The organism is Brevibacillus sp. M2.1A (assembly GCF_013284355.2).
Classification (GTDB): Bacteria; Bacillota; Bacilli; order Brevibacillales; family Brevibacillaceae; genus Brevibacillus.
The window spans coordinates 1,593,959-1,615,380 of record NZ_JABSUY020000001.1 but is presented as its reverse complement, the minus strand read 5'-3'; the positions used below and the strand labels follow the sequence as shown (position 1 = coordinate 1,615,380).

22 protein-coding genes are annotated in these 21,422 nt (G+C 44.1%); 12 read left to right on the top strand and 10 right to left on the bottom strand.

Annotated elements, in window-relative coordinates:
* Positions 1 to 142 precede the first annotated feature (142 nt).
* The 9 genes from HP567_RS07865 to HP567_RS07825 all read left to right on the top strand — a co-directional run bounded on the left by HP567_RS07865 (position 143) and on the right by HP567_RS07825 (position 8,618).
* Positions 143 to 850 carry a DNA alkylation repair protein gene (locus HP567_RS07865; protein ID WP_173611355.1) on the top strand — a complete coding sequence of 236 codons (708 nt, stop codon included), beginning with the start codon at positions 143 to 145 and terminating at the stop codon, positions 848 to 850.
* A 253-nt stretch (positions 851 to 1,103) separates the two neighbouring features.
* The gene (locus tag HP567_RS07860) at positions 1,104 to 1,808 is read left to right on the top strand and encodes an ABC transporter ATP-binding protein (protein WP_173611354.1); all 705 of its coding nucleotides are present in this window, start codon (positions 1,104 to 1,106) and stop codon (positions 1,806 to 1,808) included.
* 2 nt (positions 1,809 to 1,810) lie between these two features.
* Positions 1,811 to 4,135, top strand: a complete 2,325-nt coding sequence (locus HP567_RS07855) for an ABC transporter permease (protein WP_173611433.1) — start codon at positions 1,811 to 1,813, stop codon at positions 4,133 to 4,135.
* A gap of 168 nt (positions 4,136 to 4,303) precedes the next feature.
* Positions 4,304 to 4,741: a hypothetical protein gene (locus HP567_RS07850; RefSeq protein WP_173611353.1), complete on the top strand. Its 438-nt coding sequence runs from the start codon at positions 4,304 to 4,306 to the stop codon at positions 4,739 to 4,741.
* 95 nt (positions 4,742 to 4,836) lie between these two features.
* A complete protein-coding gene (locus tag HP567_RS07845; protein WP_173611352.1) occupies positions 4,837 to 5,229 on the top strand; it encodes a DUF1259 domain-containing protein in 393 nt (130 codons plus the stop codon).
* Between the two features lie 158 nt (positions 5,230 to 5,387).
* Entirely contained in the window at positions 5,388 to 6,179 is a 792-nt protein-coding gene (locus tag HP567_RS07840; RefSeq protein ID WP_173611351.1) for a TatD family hydrolase, read from the top strand.
* 149 nt (positions 6,180 to 6,328) lie between these two features.
* Positions 6,329 to 6,913: a hypothetical protein gene (locus HP567_RS07835; RefSeq protein WP_173611350.1), complete on the top strand. Its 585-nt coding sequence runs from the start codon at positions 6,329 to 6,331 to the stop codon at positions 6,911 to 6,913.
* 111 nt (positions 6,914 to 7,024) lie between these two features.
* The gene (locus HP567_RS07830; RefSeq protein ID WP_173611349.1) at positions 7,025 to 7,555 is read left to right on the top strand and encodes an RNA polymerase sigma factor; all 531 of its coding nucleotides are present in this window, start codon (positions 7,025 to 7,027) and stop codon (positions 7,553 to 7,555) included.
* Positions 7,542 to 8,618, top strand: coding sequence for a hypothetical protein (locus tag HP567_RS07825; protein ID WP_173611348.1), 1,077 nt, complete (start codon positions 7,542 to 7,544; stop codon positions 8,616 to 8,618). Before HP567_RS07830 ends, HP567_RS07825 begins: the two co-directional genes overlap by 14 nt.
* An 83-nt stretch (positions 8,619 to 8,701) precedes the next feature.
* Here HP567_RS07825 and HP567_RS07820 read toward each other — a convergent pair whose 3' ends face one another.
* From HP567_RS07820 to HP567_RS07810, 3 genes are all read right to left on the bottom strand, one after another.
* Positions 8,702 to 9,163: a GNAT family N-acetyltransferase gene (locus HP567_RS07820; RefSeq protein WP_173611347.1), complete on the bottom strand. Its 462-nt coding sequence runs from the start codon at positions 9,161 to 9,163 to the stop codon at positions 8,702 to 8,704.
* Positions 9,164 to 9,251: 88 nt separating this feature from the next.
* A complete protein-coding gene (locus HP567_RS07815; protein ID WP_173611346.1) occupies positions 9,252 to 9,995 on the bottom strand; it encodes a suppressor of fused domain protein in 744 nt (247 codons plus the stop codon).
* 166 nt (positions 9,996 to 10,161) lie between these two features.
* Positions 10,162 to 11,085, bottom strand: coding sequence for a GNAT family N-acetyltransferase (locus tag HP567_RS07810; RefSeq protein WP_173611345.1), 924 nt, complete (start codon positions 11,083 to 11,085; stop codon positions 10,162 to 10,164).
* 161 nt (positions 11,086 to 11,246) lie between these two features.
* Between HP567_RS07810 and HP567_RS07805 the strand changes: the two genes are divergently transcribed.
* Together HP567_RS07805 and HP567_RS07800 are read left to right on the top strand one after the other, a co-directional pair.
* Positions 11,247 to 12,038 carry an aminoglycoside adenylyltransferase domain-containing protein gene (locus HP567_RS07805; protein WP_173611344.1) on the top strand — a complete coding sequence of 264 codons (792 nt, stop codon included), beginning with the start codon at positions 11,247 to 11,249 and terminating at the stop codon, positions 12,036 to 12,038.
* A 16-nt stretch (positions 12,039 to 12,054) separates the two neighbouring features.
* Entirely contained in the window at positions 12,055 to 12,627 is a 573-nt protein-coding gene (locus HP567_RS07800; RefSeq protein ID WP_173611343.1) for a hypothetical protein, read from the top strand.
* An 83-nt stretch (positions 12,628 to 12,710) separates the two neighbouring features.
* On the opposite strand, the gene HP567_RS07795 is transcribed toward HP567_RS07800, so the two are convergent.
* The 3 genes from HP567_RS07795 to HP567_RS07785 are packed head-to-tail and all read right to left on the bottom strand — an operon-like array spanning position 12,711 to position 16,339.
* Positions 12,711 to 14,273, bottom strand: a complete 1,563-nt coding sequence (locus HP567_RS07795) for a YcdB/YcdC domain-containing protein (protein ID WP_173611342.1) — start codon at positions 14,271 to 14,273, stop codon at positions 12,711 to 12,713.
* A complete protein-coding gene (locus HP567_RS07790; RefSeq protein ID WP_173611341.1) occupies positions 14,257 to 14,796 on the bottom strand; it encodes an RNA polymerase sigma factor in 540 nt (179 codons plus the stop codon). Before HP567_RS07790 ends, HP567_RS07795 begins: the two co-directional genes overlap by 17 nt.
* A 16-nt stretch (positions 14,797 to 14,812) precedes the next feature.
* A complete protein-coding gene (locus tag HP567_RS07785; RefSeq protein ID WP_173611340.1) occupies positions 14,813 to 16,339 on the bottom strand; it encodes a YcdB/YcdC domain-containing protein in 1,527 nt (508 codons plus the stop codon).
* A 321-nt stretch (positions 16,340 to 16,660) separates the two neighbouring features.
* Here HP567_RS07785 and HP567_RS07780 point away from each other — a divergent pair, with 321 nt between their 5' ends.
* Entirely contained in the window at positions 16,661 to 16,993 is a 333-nt protein-coding gene (locus HP567_RS07780) for a hypothetical protein (RefSeq protein WP_064203004.1), read from the top strand.
* A gap of 138 nt (positions 16,994 to 17,131) precedes the next feature.
* On the opposite strand, the gene HP567_RS07775 is transcribed toward HP567_RS07780, so the two are convergent.
* From HP567_RS07775 to HP567_RS07760, 4 genes are all read right to left on the bottom strand, one after another.
* Positions 17,132 to 17,857: a DsbA family oxidoreductase gene (locus HP567_RS07775; protein WP_173611339.1), complete on the bottom strand. Its 726-nt coding sequence runs from the start codon at positions 17,855 to 17,857 to the stop codon at positions 17,132 to 17,134.
* Positions 17,858 to 17,992: 135 nt separating this feature from the next.
* Positions 17,993 to 18,634, bottom strand: a complete 642-nt coding sequence (locus HP567_RS07770) for an ABC transporter ATP-binding protein (protein ID WP_173611338.1) — start codon at positions 18,632 to 18,634, stop codon at positions 17,993 to 17,995.
* On the bottom strand, positions 18,631 to 20,286 hold the full coding sequence (locus HP567_RS07765) for an ABC transporter permease (protein ID WP_173611337.1): 1,656 nt from the start codon (positions 20,284 to 20,286) through the stop codon (positions 18,631 to 18,633). Before HP567_RS07765 ends, HP567_RS07770 begins: the two co-directional genes overlap by 4 nt.
* Positions 20,287 to 20,288: 2 nt before the next feature.
* On the bottom strand, positions 20,289 to 21,377 hold the full coding sequence (locus HP567_RS07760; RefSeq protein ID WP_173611336.1) for a Fe(3+) ABC transporter substrate-binding protein: 1,089 nt from the start codon (positions 21,375 to 21,377) through the stop codon (positions 20,289 to 20,291).
* Positions 21,378 to 21,422: the final 45 nt, after the last annotated feature.

Below are 21,422 nucleotides of genomic sequence, written 5' to 3'. Positions count from 1 at the left end.
AAACCAGCACCTTTTTAGTGATTATTGTTATAACCTCTAAGTTCTATGGTGGTTATTATAATAATCACTAATCATATCGTCAATCATTTTAATGATACTTTGCGTTTGATGGCCGAGAAAACAACGAAAGAAGGGATATACGATGGATTTAGAGATGGTCATGCAAGAGCTTGAAGCTCTCGGCAAGGAACGAACCAAGAAAATTTATCTATCCAATGGCGCTCACGAACCACTTTTTGGCGTGGCTACAGGCGCTATGAAGCCCATGGCGAGAAAAATCAAGATCAATCAGCCCTTGGCGGAGCAGCTTTACGCTACCGGGAACTACGACGCCATGTACTTTGCCGGTGTGATCGCAGATCCAAAAGCAATGACCAAGGCGGATTTTGATCGATGGATGGATTCCGCTTATTTTTATATGCTGTCCGATTATGTGGTGGCAGTCACCTTATCTGAAGCAGATATTGCCCAAGAAGTTGCCGATCAATGGATCACAAGCGGCGAAGAGCTCAGAATGTCTGCTGGCTGGAGTTGTTACTGCTGGCTTTTGGGGAATCGCCCCGATCGTGAATTTTCCGAAAGCAAAATTGCCAGTATGCTTGAAACTGTAAAAAATGCGATTCACGATTCTCCCGAACGAACGAAATACGCTATGAATCAATTTATTTACACCGTGGCAACCTCCTATTTGCCACTCCACGATAAGGCGGTCGAAATTGCAAAGGAAGTAGGACCTGTAGAAGTCCAAAAAGACAAAGCAAAAAGCAAGTTCCTAAACGCTCTCGATAATATTCAAAAGGCAGTAAGTAAAGGGCAGCTTGGCTTCAAACGGAAACATGTGAGGTGTTAACCCCGTCATGTTCAAACGGAGTATCCTTTTAGAGGTTGCTCCGTTTTTTTGCGAGCAAGTCGAATTCCTCCTATTGGTAATAGTAGACGAATTTACAGGCGATACTGGACGTGTAGCGATTTTTCTGACAAGCGCGAACAAACTCCTTCTGAAGACCGAGGTCAAAATACATCGACTGCGGGATGTAACTACTCTCTGTTGGTATATTATGGTACCTAAGCTTTCGAAAATAAGATACGAGGAGATGTAGTATGTGAAGACGTTAATTGAATTCAAAAAAGTAACGAAAGAATACAAAATCGGAGAAGTGCCAATCAAAGCGCTTAATGGTGTTGATTTTTCCATAGCAGAGGGAGAATTCGTCGTTATTTTGGGGGCGAGTGGGGCTGGTAAAAGTACGATTTTGAATGTGCTAGGCGGTATGGATACGGCTACCTCAGGTCAAGTATTTGTTGGTGATCAAGAAATCACCCGATTCAACGAAAAAAAATTAACACAATACCGCGGTGAGAAAGTCGGTTTTGTCTTTCAATTCTATAACTTAATTCCGAATTTAAACGCCCTGGAAAATGTTGAATTCGCCACGGAAGTATGCAAAAACCATCTGGATGCGAAAGAGATTTTACATAAAGTTGGATTACAAAATCGCATGAAAAACTTCCCTTCTCAGCTCTCTGGCGGCGAACAACAAAGAGTTGCCATCGCAAGAGCTGTTGCCAAAAATCCTTTGCTTTTACTTTGTGATGAACCAACCGGAGCTTTGGATTATGTGACAGGTAAATCCGTCTTAAAGCTTCTCCAGGACTTGAACAAAGAGACAAAAAAGTGCGTCGTATTGGTCACACATAATTCCGCCATTGCTCCTATGGCTGACAAAATCATTAAGGTGAAAAGCGGAATGATTGAAAGCGTTACCATTAATCGTGAAAAGCAAAGTGTGGAAGGGATTGAGTGGTGATGATGAAATTATTTTTAAAAGTAGTAAGGGATATCAAACAATCGATCGGGCAATTCATCGCCTTTGTTTTGGTTATCGCAGTAGGAGCCTTTTTCTATGGGGGGCTCGTAACTTATAGCAATAATCTTAGTGCTTATACAGAAGGCTATTTTCAAGAACATAACCTAAGCGACCTGTATGTATATTACGATCAAATTTCCCAAAATGATGTCGCTGTTTTAAGTAAAATAGAAGGCATTAAAAAAATAGAAGGACGCTATACTTTTGATGCCACACAAACCTTTGAAGGTGATAAAGCTTCTTTGAAAATTCATTCCATCCCTATCAAAAACGAAATTAACACGATTGCTATGATTGAGGGCAAAATCCCGACCAAAAAGAATGAGATATTATTGGATTCTCGTTATGCGAAAGAACATCTTTTTCAAGTCGGTGATGAAATCAGTATTCGTGCGAATGAAAAAAATTTTACATTTACCATTAGCGGCTTGGGTGAGAATGTCGAACATGCCAAAAAGAACGAAATACAAGACCATAAAACCTTCGGAGTCGCTTATATTGCCGAAGAGACCATTTCTGAAATCTTCGGTGACCTTTCCTATAATGAAATCATGATCGATGCTACAGAAGGCTACGATATTGACAAATTAGGTCAATCCATTGAAGCACAATCCAAACACCTTCCTTATGTAAATCAAGTAAGCAAAGAACGGACTTTCAGCTATTCGAAAATAAATGAAACGATCCAGAATAATAAATTGATGAGTATGGTCATCCCTTTCGTTCTCTTTTTGATTGTCGCTATTATCCTGTTTCTTACCATGTCGAGAATGATTGATTCTCAAAGAACTCAAGTAGGGATTATGAAGGCTTTAGGTATCAAAAACAGTTACATCATGCTTCATTACATGGGATACCCTGTGCTGGCAGGCCTCATAGGCTCCATCATCGGTTGTGCAATTGCCGCTCTTGTATTTGTCCCATTCGTAACGGCATCGAGTGCAAGAGCCTACTCTCTGCCTGGCATTACTTACTCCCTTTCTTTCTATTCTTTTATTCCTCCCATTATTTTCTCGAGTGCATTTGGAATCCTAGCGTGTTACGTAAGTGGTAGAACCATATTAAAAGAACGTGCGGCTCAGGCTATGCGTCCTAAACCGCCAAAGAAGATGAAAACGCTACTGATAGAAAGATTTCCGGGTATTTGGAGTCATATCTCCTATAGCTACAAACTCATTTTGAGAAATATTTTCCTCAATAAACAAAAAGCTTTAGCGAGCTCCACTGGTGTCGTTGTAAGCACGGTCCTATTGATCACCGCTTTTGGCACTCAATCCGCGTTGCAAAAAGTAGCTAGCCAAATTGAAGATGTCTATACGTATGATTTACGAGTCGATTATACACTGGGAACATCTATGGATATGATAAAACTCCCCTCTGGCATGAAAAATCATTATTATTTATCCACCTTTCCTGTTGAATTCATAAAAGGTGATGAAAAAAATAATGCCACTCTCGTTGTTACCGAAAAAGAAAACACGCTCATTCATTACTTTGACGAAAATGATAATCGGATCACTTTGGAAAACAACGGTGTGCTCGTACCAAAATCCTACGCAGACAAATATCACATTGCTGCAGGAGTTACCATCCAAATAACGTTCGATACACCCGAGCATAAAAATAAAACTGTAGACATGAAGGTTTTCCATATCTCTACGCAGTATTCGAACCCTTCGTTTTATATCACACCAGACTATTTAAAGAGCTTTGGCATTGACTACAGTCCAACCTCACTTTTCGTTGAAGCAAATAGCTCTGCAGATCTTATAAGTGTTCGTAACTTCTTTGAGCAAGATTCTCATGTTGAAACCATTTCAGATAGCGATGATCTAAAGAAAACCGCTGAATATATTTTGAAACAAAACAATTTTGTATTTATCATGTTTATTGTTTGTGCCGTCATCCTCTCTTTTGGCGCGATATACTCGATCTCTTCCATCAACATTTATGAAAGGAGTCGCGAGCTTGCAACACTTAAGGTATTAGGCTATCAAAAACATAAAATAAACCGACTCATCTTTTTTGAAAACCTGATACTCACTACATTTGCGATTCTTGTTGCTTTACCGATAAGTGGTTATGTTTATTCCATGATCGTCAAGGCACTGTCCAGTACCCATCAACAAATCCCGGATCAATTAACGATTCCTAGCCTGTTGGTTTCTGTTGTTCTTGCCTACTTGCTTACGATTCTGTCCAACTTGCTACTTCAAAGAAAAGTATCCAACATCAATATGATTGAATCATTAAAGGGAGTGGACTAAAGCTATTGACCAACTGCTTTACACGCCTGTCTTATGTCTGATCTATGTTAAAGGATAAGCTGTGTGATTTATTCGAAAATATGGATTCATCTGTTTTAATTCCCTTTTATTTCTATTATATTATACGTATGTCCAATATTTTACATTTACTATCAAAGGAGGATTTCTATGATTAACAAAAAAGCCATGAGCGCAATGTTCCTAGCTACAATGGTAGCAACAGGAGTCGTAAGTTATACAGTACCTACAGCAGCAGCAAAGATAAGTGAATCTACAAGTCATTTAAATCTTTATCCACCAGGAGTATTTTCTTACACACCGACGCCAGAGGAAGAAGCGCAATGGGGTTACCGCTGGGCCTTTTTGGATAAAGAACAGACTCTTAGAAAGTACGTTTATAAAGAACATGCATTGATGCAATACAATCAATATGGACCGGAATCTGATTGGAAAGGCTCAAACAAAGGAGTGTTTGCATACAAACCAACGCCAGAGGAAGATGCACAATGGGGCTATCGTTGGGCATTTATCGATAAAGAAGGCAAGGTTCGAAAGTTTGTAAAGAAAGAGAATGCTGATTTGATTTATAAGCAGATTTTTGGTTGAGCTATAAAATCTTATACTTTGGGTAATAGGCCGTCATCCGTTTCCATCCTGGACCTGTCTTCATACGATAAACAAAAACAGGGAGGAAATGAGGAATGCCCAAAAAAGTCTCGCTTTGTGAGCAGTTCTCCAGAATTATTAGGGGGCAATCCGGTTTTGCCGGCGGAAAATGTGTCTCAACCATCAATCGCAATCAAATAAAATCGACTATTTTGGGGAAAAGATTTCGCGTAACTTCTTCTTTTTCATTTGAATCCTTGAATCCAAAAACGGGCAAAGCGCTTTGCTTAGGGAGAGCTGCCTTCTTGCAGAAAGAAGTCAATCCGTTCATTACAACCATTCGGAAGCAAGGCATAAAAGTCTCGTCTATCCATAATGAATGGTTATTCGATCGTCCCCGCTTGATTTATGTAAATATAGAAGCAGTCGATAGACCTCTGGCTTTCGCAAGAAAAGTAAGGCGAGCATTGGATGCCATTCCTTCATGAGAATAGAAAGAAACGAGTCCTCTCTGTCACGGCAGGGAGGATTTTTCGTCTATAGAACCTAACTGCTCCATCAGCTATAATGAAAAACAACCAAAAATAGGGATTTTAGTGAAAAATCAGTACTCACTCAAACCTCCTACTAGGAAGGATGGATTCTCTTGGATACACAGATCATCGATATAGGCGTAAACCTGATGCACCGCTCCTTTCACCAAGACCGCGATGAGGTCGTTGCGAGAGCAGAGAAACAAGGAATATACCCGTTAATTTTGACAGGGACAAGCTTGAGAAACAGTTTGGATGCCTCACGATATGCGAGTCGCTCCAAAGGAAAGCTGTACACTACGGCAGGTATTCATCCTCACGATGCAAAAAGCTGTGATGAATCGACGATCAAGAAATTGAGAGAACTGGCATCGCTTCCCCATGTGGTAGCGATTGGAGAGTGCGGGCTGGATTATAACCGCGACTTCTCCCCGCGTGATATCCAAAGAAAGTGGTTCATCGAACAAATCTCCCTGGCCACAGAACTTCAACTGCCGTTGTTTTTACATGAACGCGATGCTCACCTTGATTTTGTCTCGATCTTCAAAGAGCATCGTCAAAATATCAATCGTGGGGTTGTACACTGCTTTACCGGAACCTCCAAGGAATTGGAAACCTATTTAGAGATGGACTTCCATATCGGGATTACGGGATGGATTTGTGATGAACGACGCGGGAAGCATCTTCGAGAGCTTGTCAGAAAGATTCCCCTGAATCGTTTGATGATTGAAACAGACGCGCCATTTTTAACCCCTCGTGATTTGAAAGAAAAGCCTGTGGATGGCCGGAATGAGCCAATTTATTTGAGACATATATTGCACGCGGTCGCACAATGCATGGGATTGAGCCCTGAAGAAGTGGCCAGCGCTACTACCAAGACTGCGAAAGAATTTTTTAACGTATAGGTAGTTTTCTAAAGAGGGCTAATGCCCTCTTTTTCATTTTGTGACAAGGCAGTGAATAGAGAGCATTTCACAAAAACGCCGCTTTACGATTGTTAAAAATAGATTTAAATTACAAATAATGGATATCAGAAAAGAGAGGTGGTTTGTTTATGCTAAAAAAAAGTATGGTTTCAAGTCTCGGTCTTTTATTCGTTGTGATGTCTTTCACACTTCCTACTCAGGCTGCAGAACCAACGCTTTTGAAATCGTCCGAACAAAATATTTCATCCCATGCATCACTAAAGCAATCCTTATCAGCGAGCTCTTCTTATGGAGCGAAAATGTGGATCAAGAACAATCAACTAGTCCCACAAGGCTGGGTAATTACCGACAGTACTAGTACCCAATTCGAAATTACATGCGTGATTGGGGCTACGTACCGAGCGACACTCTGGATCAAGTACAACCAACGGATTCCTGATGGATGGGCTGTTATAGATAGCAGTGGTACTTCTCTTCAAATGATTTATACACAAGGCGCAGGTTACGGTGATAAACTGTGGATGCGGAACAATCAAATCGTGCCGCAAGGATGGGTCATTACAGATAGTACGACGGATAAATTTGAAATTACGAGCATTCAAAGAGCGCCAAAGGGAGCGAAGCTATGGATCAGGTATAATCAACAGATTCCAGCAGGCTGGGTCGTTACCGATCGGTTTAACATGCGAATAGAAATCACATTTATGGGCTAGGACCACTATTGTAGTGGGACGCGAATTATCTGCGTTCCACTTTTTTATTTTGAAAGTGAAAGATTGTCAGCAGCTTTTCCGTCTATACAGTGACAAGGAGGTGGAACACCAGTGGAGGATCATACTGGCGCACGAATTGAGCAATGGTTTCACTCATACAGCCAAGATGTTTATCGTTTCCTGGTCTATTATACAGGACGAACAGACATCGACGATCTGGTGCAGGAGACCTTTATTCGTGCCCTCAAAGCTATGCAGGCAACAGAGGTTGAGAATCCCAAAACGTGGCTGTTTGCCATAGCACGAAACGTAGCCATTGATGAAAGACGCAAAACAAAGCTACTCAGATGGTTGCCGGAAATCTTCTTGCAGCATCTCGTTTCGCACGACAAAACTCCGGAAGAGTCGCTGATGTTAAGTGAAAATAAGCGTTTGCTCTATGAAATGATCAATCAATTAAAGTCTTCTTATCGGGATGTGTTGATACTAAGAGGGATCAAAGGACTATCGAGCAAGGAGACTGCAGAGGTGTTGGGCTGGAGCGAATCCAAGGTCAATCTCACGATGCATAGAGCGATAAAGTCGATTCAAAACAAACGAAATGTTTCGATTGCGGAGGTGATGAACGATGCGATCATGTGAGGAGCAGATCATTCTGGAAGAATTGAATCAATTCCCGGAGCAAATCCTTTCCCGAGAACGAAGCCAAGCAATATTAGAAGGTGTGCGAGAAGAAGGAGGTAAACTTCAAAAAGTGAACAAACGAAAAATGTATTATGGATGGATGGCAAAAGGGCTGATCACCTGCGGCCTGTTACTCGGTTTTTTCTGGATGAAACCATTTTCTGCACCAGCAGAATCAACGAGCAGTGCAGCCTTGAATCCTGAAGAACAAACGTATTTTGCAGCTGCTCAAAAAGCCGTACAAGATGCGAGTGGCATTCAAAAGACCTTCTCATTTGGAGAGATTGAGAAAGACGCAGACTCCTATAGGGTACAGGCAAAGAATCAAGAAACCCGAGAAGCCATCGTCACTTTTAAGCCTGGTACCACAGAGGTTCTTACCGTCTTTGCGAGGTTTGCGATCAACGAATTACCGAAGTCCTATCATACATATGTAGAGACTGCACAAGAAGCATTTAAGGATACGAAGCAACAGGTTACCTTCCAAAATACCGGTTTTTTCAAAAGTGAGAAGGAAGCATATTTTTCCTTTTGGACAGATGACAAACAATATGTCACAGTCGATCTCCCAACAAATAAAGTGTCTGATTTCATATTATATTACAACCTAGAAGACGTCGATCAAAAGATCATCTCCATGGCGCAAACAGCTTTGACCCGTTTATCCAATGAAAAAAATCTTTCCTTTACCCAGGCCCAAAAACGTTCAGATGAACGTGAAGAGAAATGGTTGCTCATGAATAAACAAAAGAAATATGAAGTAATGATCGGGGCAAAAACAGGTCAAGTGTATGAAGTAAGCCATGGAGCAGAAAACTATAAAATCAAAGCACTAAATGAAGTCATCCCTGTAACCAAGCCACTTATTCAGGACATTTTTGGCGTAGATATCTCTGGATATACGGCTTACGGCGGTCGGGACTGGGGCGGCTATATTTTGAGAAGTCCGGGGAAACCAAGTTTCTCCATACAGCTTGGAAATTTGGATGTTGGTGATATTAATCGAATTGAAATCGAATAGGCGACTTGGCTCGGTCATAGCAGAGGAAAACGGGTTCTATATTACGTATATGGAACCCGTTTTCCTTTTCCATCGTACTTTTGTTAGTCGATGGACAGCTTCATTTTCAGCCCCTCATGCGTCGCTTTAAATCCTAAGCGTTCATAAAAGCGCAACGCATCTTCTCGTTGTTTATCTGTCGTTAGTTGACACAGATGGCAGCCCCTCTCTTTCGCCCGTTCAATCGCCCATTCAATTAACTCGCTCCCAACTCCTTGACCCCTTTCCGTAGATGCTATCCGAACCCCCTCAATCGTCGCTCTCCAGCTACCTTGAAGTGTCAGATAAGGAGTAAACGTAATCTGAAGGACACCAATAATTTCCTCATCCCGGCACGCCACAATCAATTCGTTATTGGGATCTGCGTCAATGGATTCAAACGCTTTTATGTAACTTTCTGGTAGCGGAGTTTCGTAACGCTCTCTCGTCTTGCCTAATTCATCATCCGCAAGCATTTGAACAATTCTATTCAGGTCTTTTGCTGTTGCGACTCGAAAATGAATCATCGTTTGCCTCCAACTGATTTTTGTGTGATTATTGTAACATCTTACAAAAAACCCCTTTAGTAAAAAGGGGTCGGGAATTCGTATATTTTTACTTGCACGTATTTCTTCTATTCGGATTCAAAATCAGCGCATCATCTTCCAGCTCAAACAATTTATCCAAAAGCGCATCCATGCCATGCTCCAATTTATATTCCATCTCTTCTTTATACAAAGGAATCAAGAAATAGGTATGAATCTTGTTCCCGTCCTTGGTGGGAATGACACTGATTTCCTCTGATAGCTGAAACAGAACGACTCCATTTAAACCCGTGCCATCCGCATACGGTTCATATTCCTGATAATTCGGTATCGTATGTCCGTACCCCAACCATGTATTGTACTGATGGGGAAACCGTGCCAGCATCTTCATCAGTCTAATTGGCCAGTAGTTATTTTCATCCTCTAGCGACTCTTGTGTCAGTTCCCAGGAAGCCGGCAAAAATATCATCAGTTCTGCTCGCTCAATATTCTCTTCCATCTGCTCCTGTATTTCATCCGGGATCGTCATCGGCAGATCACTCATCCCATTCGTATACAGAACCCAAAATGGCTCTTCTTCTGTAGGGCTCATCACATTCACATCAATATGGATCGTATCGGAAATAATTTCGTGAAAAACATTGCTTTCTCTTCCGGCAAATACCTTTTCAAAGTGGGCAACGATTTCTTCTACATATTCCATGGGAGCTGGGGGTTCATAATCAGCTTGTTCGTTATATGTGTAAATCGTAGTACCGTCTTTTGACTTTTCTCCGTTGTTTGTACCGCCGAATAGCTTTTTGAAAAAGTTCATCGCAGATCCTCACCTTCTTATCATTCAGACGCTTGGTCCTCTCTATTGTATCGGCTTAAGATACACCCATGTTTTACCTTATCTATGTATTTCTTGCAAGAGAATTCCGAATCAACTTGCATAAAAAAGAGGGAAGCCTCGCTAGCGCTCCCTCTTTTCGTCTTTCTTATTTCCATTCTGTATAATACCTGATCTCTTCTTTATCTACCTTGAATCCAACCGATTTGTATAGAGACAAGGCTGATATATTCGTCGTTTCAACAATGAGATACGCTGATTTCAGCTCATGCGATTTTAGATACTCCAATGCTTGTGCCAGTAAAAACTTCGCAAAGCCACGCTTCCTCCAATGGTCTTGTACGAAAACATCCTCGATTACTCCATCTTCTTCCTCTCGCCATGCCATCAAGCCCGCAGCTATCGTATTGTTATAACGAATCACCATTGATGTCCAGAGCGCTTTACTCTTGTATTCAGACAATCGTTCATGTCCTAACGGAGCATCCGGCCAGATCGTGGCTTCCACATTCAAGTAATCTTTTTCTTCCCCTGAGCTCTCCATTTTCCAATATGAAAAATCAAAGCCTTCGTCCAGCGTTAACACAGGAATAGGTTCTAGTAAATCGCGTTTCATCTGATACAAGCTATTCAAATGCTTGTAGCCCATTTGAGTGAAAAATCGGTTGTTCTTTGTTTCAGATGAATCGTTGCCGACACATAGCATCGTTTGGTACGTAGCTGGCAACGTTTCTTTTAATTGCAGAGCTCTTTGCAGAAGATGCTGGTACACCTTTTCTAGCAATTCGGCGTCATCGTCTCGTTCCGGGAGCGTTTTTAGATTCACGTAGATTGAATGCTTGTTTTCTTCTGAACGTCCGGGAGGGATCGTATTTATGATACTGACTTGCCCCTTCGCGATCATTTTTCCATTTTCAAATGCACAATAAACATTACACCAATTTGCTTCTTCACCGACCCACCAAAACGTCGCGTTTTCTTTTGCAGTAACAGCTTGATATAGTTCGCCAAGTAACGGGAAGTCTTCCTTTTGAAAATTCCGAATAATAACGTCAGTTGAAAATTGCCTCACCTTTATACCCCTTTCAAAATTTTGCCCTTTGTTAGCATTTGCTCCATCACAATAAACGCCTCCTTTAACAGTTGTTGTCATATGGATTATACTGGGGTATGAAAACGATGGAAATACCTAGCGAGTTCAGCTAATCTTGATCTTCAAAAAGGAGCTTGCTTATGGACACGAGAATCCCGGAAAGCATTAGACCTTTCGTACACGACTATACGCAACGACTTATGACTGAACTGCCTACTGTCATCTACGGTGTGTATTTGTATGGTTCTATTGCTCTATCTGGCTTCGAGGAAGATAACAGCGATATTGATTTTGTAACACTTTTGCATAGAGGATTAACGAATGCTGAAATAGAAACGCTCAAGAACATTCATCAGGCTCTGCAAAACACCAACCCATTCGCTAAAAGAATGGACGGCATGTATATCCAGCTGGATGACGTCGGAAAAGCCAATCCATCCCTGGAGCCTTATCCTTACGTTGACAATGGGACATTCAAATCATCCGGCCACTATGATGTCAATCATGTGACGTGGTGGATCCTCAAGCAACGGGGCATTACCGTTATGGGGAGAAGTGTTGAAGCATTACACATCCCTACCCAATGGTTGGATGTCGGGGAAACGATGAAATACAATGTCCATGATTATTGGGCGCCGAAAGGAAAAAGCATGGTAAAATTCATGCTCGATGAGTGGGTAGAATTCGCCGTTTTCACCTTAAGCCGAATCTATTACGCGCTCATCCATGAGAGCATTATTCCGAAAAGAAAAGCCGTAGAACAGGCTTTGCAAGAGCTTCCCAGTGAATGGCATCCCTTGCTGAAAGAATCCTTGCGAATACGCTACCAACCAAATGAACCATCTTTATTTTCGAACAGATTCAAGCGGGCAAAGGAAACCCAGAGATTTATTCGCTATATCTGCGAGTTGTCGCCTAGTCATACGGAATAAAGAAGGAGATTGGCTTATGAAGATCATGGAGCATTTGCAGCTTGAGCATTTTAAACAAATGGAACAACTCGAGCTTCAATACTACGATGCTGAATTTATTACACCGTACCAAGAGAGCTACAATTGGTATTTGTTTCGTCCCGATTCGGTCGTTGCGATCGAAGAGAATGGGCGCATCATTGCTTTTATGAACCTGCTTCCCGTCAAGCCGCATATTTACCTGCAAATTGCACAAGGGACATTTAAAGACAGCCTGATGACGACCGCGGATATCGAGGATTTAACGACTTCTCCCGAGCAAGTTTATTATTTTCTGTCCTGTGTCATTGTCGATCATTCTTATCGGAAAAGCCCTGCCTTGCGCATGATGCTACATCATTATCTCGATGTACTGGCTCATGTCGAGCAGAGTGGCTGCCGCATACAATCGATCATCATGGATAATATCACAGAAGCAGGCAATCGGTTCGCTCAGCGCCTTTGCATGAAGCATGTATGTATAAGCGACCACGACTCTCATATACATGCCTCGGATTATGAGAGCTTCAAACAGCATGTACACGCGAGTTATCCCCTGCTTTCCAGCTAAAGGCTTCGCATCGACCGTTCTCGAACCAGTAAAGCAACTTACCTCCATGAAGCATCTTTTCATGGAGATAAGTTGCTTGCTTTTTAGTTGATGACCTTACCTGTCGAGGCTTCTATTGCCCATGGCTGTTCTGAATCCCGGCGGATTTGGTAAGCAAGTACTGGCTCTGCCCCTTTTTCCGCGGGCAAGTACACGAGTTCCAATGGAGCATGTTGCACAAATTGATCAAGTGCCTCTTCCTTGGAGAGCGTTTTTGCTGTCTGATCGGTCTGTATCCATGATAAATCCGAAAAATTGCCCGTAAGCTCGGTAACAAGCCCGCTAGCCAGCTCGACAGCCACTTTATAAGGATGATCCATGACGGGAATCCCGTTGACCTTCGGTGCAAAGGTAAACTGAATGGTGCTAGGTGACTCTTGCGACGCTTCCAATGACAGCTCACGAACATTGGCGGGGAGGAATTTCTCCAGGTGGGCTATCGCCATTGCTTGTGCCTGTTCGTAGGTCGTTTCTCGTTGGTACTTACGTTCATCTGTAGTCATCCGTGAATACCCGAGAAATGCTCCGTCATCTGTCGTCTCAACAGAAACGCCGTTGCCCTGCCCATCGTTCCAGGAATATGAAATACCGTGCGGATTTACACCGATGAATGCTTTTTGTTCCACCTTTATGCCCAACTTGCGCTCAAGCAGCTTTGCCACCTCACCAGAAGTTTTCAGCACGAGTGGTTTTCCTTGTCCTGAAACAGCAACGGACTTTTTCTCTGCTCCCGCTTGGCTGATCAGCTTGCCCGTTTTTGCGTGCACAAAAACATCTGATGCTACTACATATTGAAGCTCTGGTTGTTTCTTTCCTGCATAAACGAGGCGAAGCGTACTCCCCAGCTGTTGGGCAGCCTTCTTCTTGTCGATTGTCCCTTCACGATTGGCAGGCTGTGATGCTACGCCACTATCTTCGAGATCAGGGTAAAGAAGCAAGGTCATTTCCCCCGTTTTTGGGGAGATACGAACTGTCGCACTATTCTCCTGAAGAGGAATGCCATTGATGATTTTGCGAAAAGCCACTTCTCCCTGGGCCAAATTCGAGTGAACATAATCCACTTCAAACTGTTTGCTCTGTGCTCCCAGCTTCTTTTGCAAATAGGCCACTGCCTGATCTTCCAATGGTGATTTCTCACGTGTTGATGTGGGTTGACTCCTATCTGTTGGGTTCGTTGCAGGCTCCTCGGCTACGGACTGCGGCTGTAGAGCATCACGTGTAGCCGTTTGGTTTTGAACGATTTTGTTGCCTGCTTTTGGGGTAGCTTCCTGCTCCTGCTGTGGCTTAGCCTTGCTTTTCACTGGCGGAGAAGGCGTAGCAAGCGGTGGCGTAGCTGTTATGACGGCTGGAGGCGAGATGGTTGTTTGCGTATCAACAGATGGCTTCTGCGGTGAATCATAGCTCAGCCAAACACCCATGAATACGGCTGCTGCAAGGGAACCAGCTCCCGCGACAACTCGCTTGATCTTCGCTGCTTGCTCCATTCGATAAGCCTCACGAATGAGTCTCTCCTTGCCCATCTGCTTCCACACTTGACGAGGTGGGTTGCTCTCCTGCCTGACGTGATTCAGTAATTCAACTATGTGGTTTTCATCTGGCAAACTCATTGGCAATCCTCTCCTCGCAAACGTTGCCGAGTATTTTCTGCAACGCTTTTAGTCCCCTGTGACAGTCCACTCTCACTTTTGTCTCTGGAATCGCCAAAATCTCGGCTGTTTCCTTGACACTGTACTCCTTTATATAGCGAAAAATTACTATGATACGCTGATCGGGCTTCAACTGTTGCAAAGCCCGTTGAATACTATGCATCTCTTCTTTTGTCGCAAGCTCCTCTTCTGGAAGGCCCTCCGTAGACTTCATGAGGGCCAACCAGTTGTCTGAGAACAAACGCTGCCACTTTTGTTTGCGGTAATGATCAATCGCGACATGCTTGGCGATGGAAAATAGCCATGTCTTCATGGCGACCCGACCATCGTACCTCGGCAAAATTTTTAACAGTCGTGAAAATACTTCCTGCACCATGTCTTCTGCATCTTCTTGTCTGCCCGTAAAGTAGAGCAAAAAATAGTAGATGTCATCATAGTGAGCCTCGTAAATAACCCCAATTCGTTCCGCCAACTCCCCAGACAACAGGCTTCCCCCTTTCTTACTCGGTTTCTATCTCTTCTCCATAGGTGTAGAATTCGCCGGTTAGCGCATCGATTTCTTCGTTAGAAACGAGTGGAGAAATATAAACGAGCTCGGCCATGTTTTTATTTTCCTCATTTAAGGAGTAATACAGCTTCAGCGGATATTTTTTAAGAAACTTCTTGGCTGCTTCCTCTTTTGTCATAGCGTTCTTGATATCCGGGAGCTTGATCGTTTGAGAGACTCTCCAATCTAGTAAAGTTGCTTTTCCCGTAGCTGCATCTACGTGCGCCTGTCGAAGCATACCATCTACCGGATACCCCTGATGAAGCACGGTAAAGTCAAAGTTGTACAAATTTTGATCGGGTTCATATCGATTCGCAGTGACGGCCATTTCTTTATCGGTGAGAGGAAGGAACTCAGACATGGCTTCCACGGCAGCTTTTAGCGCCTGCTCTTCGCTCAGCTTTTTGTCTGCTTCACTTTTCCGCTTTGTATCCAATACTTGATAATTCGTGACCTTTCCTGTCTTGGTTTCAAAGAAGATATTGGCGATGACCTCCTCCTCCGTCATCCACAAATAGTTGGTGACCCCGGTTTTCGGATTGCTCTCTTCCTGAAAAGTTGCGCGCCCTTTTGTGGGAGTGTATCCTGTCTTAGCTGTCAAGAAAGCTACAGCCTCTTCTTTTGATTTGATGATCGTTTGCTTTGCTTTTGGTTGGAACTGAATGATTTTTTCATTTGGTTTGGCTGACCGTTCAGCTCCGGTGCTCGCATTGATTTCCTCGAAAGAAGGGGTGTATAAGAACCTGTAGCTTTGCCCATCTGCACTTTGTCCGTAGTAAGGCTTCATAGCAGATGCAAACATCGCTTCTACCTTTTCTTTTGGATGCACCTTATTGGGATCAGCGAATTGAATTTTGCTGATATCCTGTTCCATTTCCATTGGATCTGCATCCCCGTCGCCTTTGGCCAGATGCTGAATTTGCCCTTCGCTATTGATGGCGAAATTCAGTGTGTCATTGCGGAACGGAATCCCATTTACCATTTTGCGAAACAATATCGAAGAATTACGATTAGAGGCTTCCTCGTCCAACTGATAGTCCGCCATATCCTCGCCATACCATTGCTTCATGAACTCCGTTGCCTTTTTCTTCGCATCCTCTAGGGGGTAGGTGGAAGAGAAACCTTCTTTGCCTGTGATGTGGCTGAAAAATTTTACTTCACCTGAATTTTGATCGACATGCATTCTCACAAAGGGAGCTTTCTTTTCCTTCGTTTGATACTTTTTCACTTCAATCCGGGATGTTTCTGCGTTCATCTCAAATTCGGTGATCGGGTAGTTCCTTAGATAAGGCACAACTTGAACGAGTCTCTCAACAGACTTTTCGATCTTCTTGACCAGCTTCTCATCGATTGCGCCATCACCTTTGCTCGCTCCCTGAACTGTTACGCTCGATTCTTTTGCCGCCATAGAACTGATGGGTGTCGTCACAGCCAGACTCGCTGTCATTATTGCCAATACGCTTTTCGTCCATTTATTCATGGTTCGTTCATTCCTCACTCTTTTTGGATAGTGATGCTGGGGCCCCAGCTATTTTTCGCTCTGTCCATTATTCGAATGAGTTCCCTTTTTGTTTCAGGGGGAGAGAAAATTTTCCCAACAAAAATAGACTGTAACGAGTTGTTAGGGCCCACCAAAGAAACGGAGCAGATAGTGAGACCTGAAAGTGGATTATCATTATCCAGTTAATAACAAATTATGAGTCATATGGAAATAGGCGTGTTATACCGACAACTTTGGGCACCCAGGGCATATGATGACCAGTAGAAACAAGGCACAAGGCGACTACGGGAGGTAACTAATATGAACCTGACATTAAATCGACTCAGTCTGACGAATGTGGATGACTCTGCTGGTGGGTGGCAATATGAAGGTGGTAAAGTGTTTGAAGGAAATAACCATGTAGCCAATTACGCGAGTACCAAGCGCACCGTGCATCAGGGAACTGAAGCGCAGAATACGGCAATGCTCACATTGACACTTTTCTTTTTTGGTCTCGAGAATATTACTCTACAAGGAAGTCATGACTTCAGCTCTGGCAAGCAAATTGGAAGCGTTAGCGCTGCTTCATCCCTATTTGCTTCTAATATTGGTAAACAGTTCACAGTATTAGGAAATAATCTCGTTATTCAGTGATTTCAAGCGATGAGAAAAGCCGATTCCCCTTCATTTAAGGAGGATCGGCTTTTGAGATTTTGCTGTAAGGGTAGCACCAACAACATAACCAATTTACAGCATTAAGGGTCTAGCATTGAGTTATTCGTTTTGCGTCGCTTATATTTTGCAGGAGCCATCTGCGCAATTGTCGCCGGATTGCTCATCTTTTTTCTCGTCGTTCTGCACGAATTTCAGAGCAGGAGCTGCGCTTTCTTCTTCCCATACCTGGTTCAATGCTCCCAAAAAGACTTCACCTGGCTGCGCGCCAGAGACTGCATATTTGTTATTGATGACAAAGAACGGTACGCCCGTGACACCCAAATCGTTGCCTCTTTGTTTGTCCTCTTGTACTTCCTCTCTGTATTCGTCTCCTGCCAGCATGGCGAGCGTCGCTTCCTTGTCCAAGCCCACCTCAGAAGCAAGCTGTGCCAGCACCTCGTGGTCACCGAGATGAAGTGATTCGGTAAAGTACGCCTTGAGCAGTCGCTCCTTCATTTCCTTCATTTTTCCATGAGCGTGGGCAAAGTGCGTCAAGCGGTGCGCATCAAATGTATTGGTCGGGATCATCGTGTCAAAATGATAATCAAGACCCACACCTTTTGCCATTTGGGTAACTTGGTCATTCATCCCCTTCGCCTGTGCGAGTGGAATGCTATACTTGGCTGCCAGTACTTCATGCATGTCCATATCGGTATCGCGTTCCATCTGCGGGTCGAGCTGGAAGCTGCGATATACGACCTCTACTTGATCCTTATGCGGAAATTGAGACAGCGCTCCTTCCAGACGGCGCTTTCCGATATAGCAAAACGGGCAGGCAAAATCAGACCAAATTTCAATTTTCATGTTACATCCTCCTCTATTTGAACGGAGCTGACCAAAAGACAGCAAACCGCACACTGCAAATTTCGTCGTACGCACATTATACAACAACACACGGTACGACTATGCACTTTGGAGGCTGAAAGCTGCACTTTGCCCTTAGCGAGTCATGCGAATGATGCGATCACAAATCGTTTCCGCATCTGCTTTGTCATGTGTGACCAGGATCGACGTCATCTTGGCAGCCCGCAGCATTCGCTTCAAGTCATCGCGTATTTTCGTTTTGAGCTCGGCATCCAGATTACTGAATGGCTCATCCATCAGCAAGATCGCCGGCCTAGGCGCCAGTGCACGCGCAAATGCGACACGCTGCTGCTGTCCCCCGCTCAGCTCATGTGGATATCGCTTGCCGTAGCCTTCGAGCTGCACGAGTGCCAGCATCTCTTTCAAACGAACCAGACGCTCTGCTTTGGACAATCGATGCAGACCGAACAAGATGTTTTGCTCGACAGTTAAATGCGGAAACAGCGCATAGTCTTGAAAAATCATGCCGATCCCTCGTTGCTCTGGCTCCACAAACTGCCCCTGATCGACCAACACTTTTCCATCGATCTGGATGCGCCCGCTCTTCGGGGACTCCAGTCCGGCTATCAAGCGAAGCAATGTACTTTTTCCACAACCGCTATTTCCGAGTAGCCCAACAACTTCCCCTTGCTCCATCTGCAAGCAAAAATCCCGGATGACGCTGCCATTCCCGCTTGCATAACCAAACGTCAGGTTTTTCACTTCAAAAAAAGTCATTTTGCCTGTCTCTCTCCTAACCAATGATAGAAAATAACGGAGACGATTCCCACCGCAATGATACAGAGCGAAGGAATCGCGGCCTGGTGAATTTGTTCGTCGCTCGCATATTGATACGCCTTTGTTGCCAGCGTCTCGAAGTTATAGGGACGAAGAAGCAAGGTAAGCGGCAATTCCTTCACGATTTCCATGAACACCAAGATAAAACCGGTGAGTACAGCCCCTTTGATTAAAGGCAAATCCACTTTAAAAAAGGTCCGTGTCATGCTCATCCCGAGCATACGTGCCGCTTCTGAATAGCGGTTTCCCGTCTTCTCAAACCCCGCTTCGACTGCATTGAATCCAACTGCAAGGAAGCGGATGATATAGGCAAACGTCAGCATGAACAAAGACATGCTGAGTACCAGCTTGTTTGCGCCCAAGCCCAGCCAGCTATAGAAGGAACTCAGTTCTTTATCTACGGACATCATCACCGCCATTACTCCAATAGACAAGACTGCGCCCGGAATAGAATAGCCCATGGAAATCAAGCGCGTCAGTGCCACAGCGAATATCGAGCCTCGGGAGAATCGGATGACATTCGCAACGATTACCGCGAGCAGCATCAAGATGGTGATCGAGATACAAGAGATGAACAGCGTATTGCTCAAGAGCTTCCAGAAGGTCTCGTTCAACACTTCCCCATACGTCCACGTCGCCCAGACAATCAACTGCCCAACAGGGATCACAAACGAAAATGAAACAATAACCAATCCGAAGATTACGGCAGCGTACATCGGGATTCCGCGCAATTTTCTGCGTGTAAGCGGCGTGCTCCTGTTCGTAGGCGAGCTGTATTTTTTCCGCTTACGCACGAGTCGCTCAACGATAAAGATCCCGATAATCAAGGTCATGAGCCAGGCGGACAAACGAATGGCCGATTCTACGTCATACATGCCAAACCACGTCTTGAAAATCGCCGCTGTAAAAGACTGAATCCCAAAATGCTTCGTCACTCCAAAATCATTGAGCACTTCAAATGCCACCAGACTGGCTCCACCGACGATGGCTGCCTGCGACATAGGCAGGACGATGCGAAAAAAGATATGCGTTTGGTTTTTTCCGAGCAATCTGGCATTTTCAATGAACACAGCACTCTGTTTTTCAAGAAAGGTTTTCGTAATCAAATAGACGTACGGGAACAAAAACAACGTAAAAATAAAAATAGCGCCCTTCATCGACATGATGTCAAAGTAGCGTTGATCGAGCGTCAATCCGAATGCATCGCGCAAAAACGTCTGGATACTCCCCGTATAGCTGAGCATGGAGCCGTACGTGTATGCTGCGATGTACGGAGGAATCGCCAGCGGCAGCACGAAAGCAAATGAAAAAAAGCGACGCAATGGAAAATCGTAAGCAGCGACCAGCCAGGCCAAGGTCACACCTACGATGATCGTACAGGCTCCGGTACCGAGCACGAGCCATAACGATTGCAGCGCGTAATCCAGCAGCATGTACTCTTGGATATGCTGCCAGTTTTCATTCTGTTTTTGAAAGAGTCCAAAAAAAATATAAAGAGACGGGAGAAGGGCCAAAAAGGCCCCTATCACGCTCAGCGTTACCCACCCGTTCAGTTTTCGTCTCAGGCTTCTACGCAAAAGTGCTCCCGTCATGCTTATTTCCAACCTGCTTGATTCAGCAGTTCTACCGCTTTTTTGTTATACTCACCGAGCTTGGCAAAGTCGAGCTTTTGCGTTTTGAATTCTCCCCACTCTTTCAAAAGAGCAGGCTTGTCAGCCTCTGCATTGACAGGGAACTCGTAGCTTCCGTTTGTCAGCATCGTTTGAGCCTCTTTCCCTGTGACGAACTCAATCAACTTCACGGCATTGTCCTTGTTTTTCGCGTGCTTGGTCAAACCAATACCGCTGATGTTCAAGTGTGTGCCTGTCGTTTCTTGGTTCGGGAAGAAAACGCCGATGTTTTGCGCGACTTTTACTTCCTCTGCATCTTTGGAGTTCAGCATTTGCCCAACATAGTAGGTGTTCATGATCGCAACGTCACCGACTTTGGCAACGACAGCCTTTGCCTGATCGCGATCTCCACCTTCAGGCTTGCGCGCGAAATTGTTTACAAGACCTTTTGCCCAATCCAAAGCAGCCTGCTCGCCATTCAGCTCTATAAAAGAAGCAACGAGTGACTGGTTGTACAGGTTGGAAGAAGAGCGTACCAATACTTTGCCTTTCCATTTATCTGTAGCCAAATCTTCATACGTAGACAGCTGCTCTGGCTTCACGCGATCTTTCGCATAGACGATTACTCGCGCACGGGTAGCCATACCGATCCATTGGTTGTCAGGATCACGCAGCTCTTTCGGTACGTTTTTCTCTACTTCAGCAGATTGAATCGGTTGCAGAACGCCATTTTGCTTCGCGTAGTTCAGAACTCCACCGTCAACCGTGATGAACAAATCCGCTTCGGAGCTCTCCCCTTCACGCTTCAAGCGCTCAACCAGCTCTTCTGCTGTGCCCTTCACTTCATTTACCTTGATGCCTGTTTGCTTGGTAAATTCAGCGAACAATTTGCTATCAATATCATAATGACGCGCAGTAAATACGTTCACGACTTGCTCTGTGGCAGCCGGCTCCTGTGCCTTTGGCGCTTCTGTTTGCGGCTGGGCAGTATTCGCGCCGTTTCCGCATGCAGCAAGTAAAGGCATCGTCAGCATCGTACTCAGCATGACCGCCAGCATCGATTTTTTTCTCATTTTGATTCTCCCTCTCTATCGCACTGATTATTGATAATGAATATC

Bases quoted from the DNA above. Each gene is read 5' to 3' on its own strand.
- HP567_RS07835 (WP_173611350.1), top strand. From the start codon at position 6,329: ATGCTAAAAAAAAGTATGGTTTCAAGTCTCGGTCTTTTATTCGTTGTG.
- HP567_RS07855 (WP_173611433.1), top strand. From the start codon at position 1,811: ATGAAATTATTTTTAAAAGTAGTAAGGGATATCAAACAATCGATCGGG.
- HP567_RS07795 (WP_173611342.1), bottom strand. From the start codon at position 14,273: ATGAGTTTGCCAGATGAAAACCACATAGTTGAATTACTGAATCACGTC.
- HP567_RS07770 (WP_173611338.1), bottom strand. From the start codon at position 18,634: ATGACTTTTTTTGAAGTGAAAAACCTGACGTTTGGTTATGCAAGCGGG.
- HP567_RS07775 (WP_173611339.1), bottom strand. From the start codon at position 17,857: ATGAAAATTGAAATTTGGTCTGATTTTGCCTGCCCGTTTTGCTATATC.
- HP567_RS07850 (WP_173611353.1), top strand. From the start codon at position 4,304: ATGATTAACAAAAAAGCCATGAGCGCAATGTTCCTAGCTACAATGGTA.
- HP567_RS07815 (WP_173611346.1), bottom strand. From the start codon at position 9,995: ATGAACTTTTTCAAAAAGCTATTCGGCGGTACAAACAACGGAGAAAAG.
- HP567_RS07785 (WP_173611340.1), bottom strand. From the start codon at position 16,339: ATGAATAAATGGACGAAAAGCGTATTGGCAATAATGACAGCGAGTCTG.
- HP567_RS07805 (WP_173611344.1), top strand. From the start codon at position 11,247: ATGGACACGAGAATCCCGGAAAGCATTAGACCTTTCGTACACGACTAT.
- HP567_RS07760 (WP_173611336.1), bottom strand. From the start codon at position 21,377: ATGAGAAAAAAATCGATGCTGGCGGTCATGCTGAGTACGATGCTGACG.
- HP567_RS07800 (WP_173611343.1), top strand. From the start codon at position 12,055: ATGAAGATCATGGAGCATTTGCAGCTTGAGCATTTTAAACAAATGGAA.
- HP567_RS07820 (WP_173611347.1), bottom strand. From the start codon at position 9,163: ATGATTCATTTTCGAGTCGCAACAGCAAAAGACCTGAATAGAATTGTT.
- HP567_RS07825 (WP_173611348.1), top strand. From the start codon at position 7,542: ATGCGATCATGTGAGGAGCAGATCATTCTGGAAGAATTGAATCAATTC.
- HP567_RS07865 (WP_173611355.1), top strand. From the start codon at position 143: ATGGATTTAGAGATGGTCATGCAAGAGCTTGAAGCTCTCGGCAAGGAA.
- HP567_RS07780 (WP_064203004.1), top strand. From the start codon at position 16,661: ATGAACCTGACATTAAATCGACTCAGTCTGACGAATGTGGATGACTCT.
- HP567_RS07765 (WP_173611337.1), bottom strand. From the start codon at position 20,286: ATGACGGGAGCACTTTTGCGTAGAAGCCTGAGACGAAAACTGAACGGG.
- HP567_RS07845 (WP_173611352.1), top strand. From the start codon at position 4,837: ATGCCCAAAAAAGTCTCGCTTTGTGAGCAGTTCTCCAGAATTATTAGG.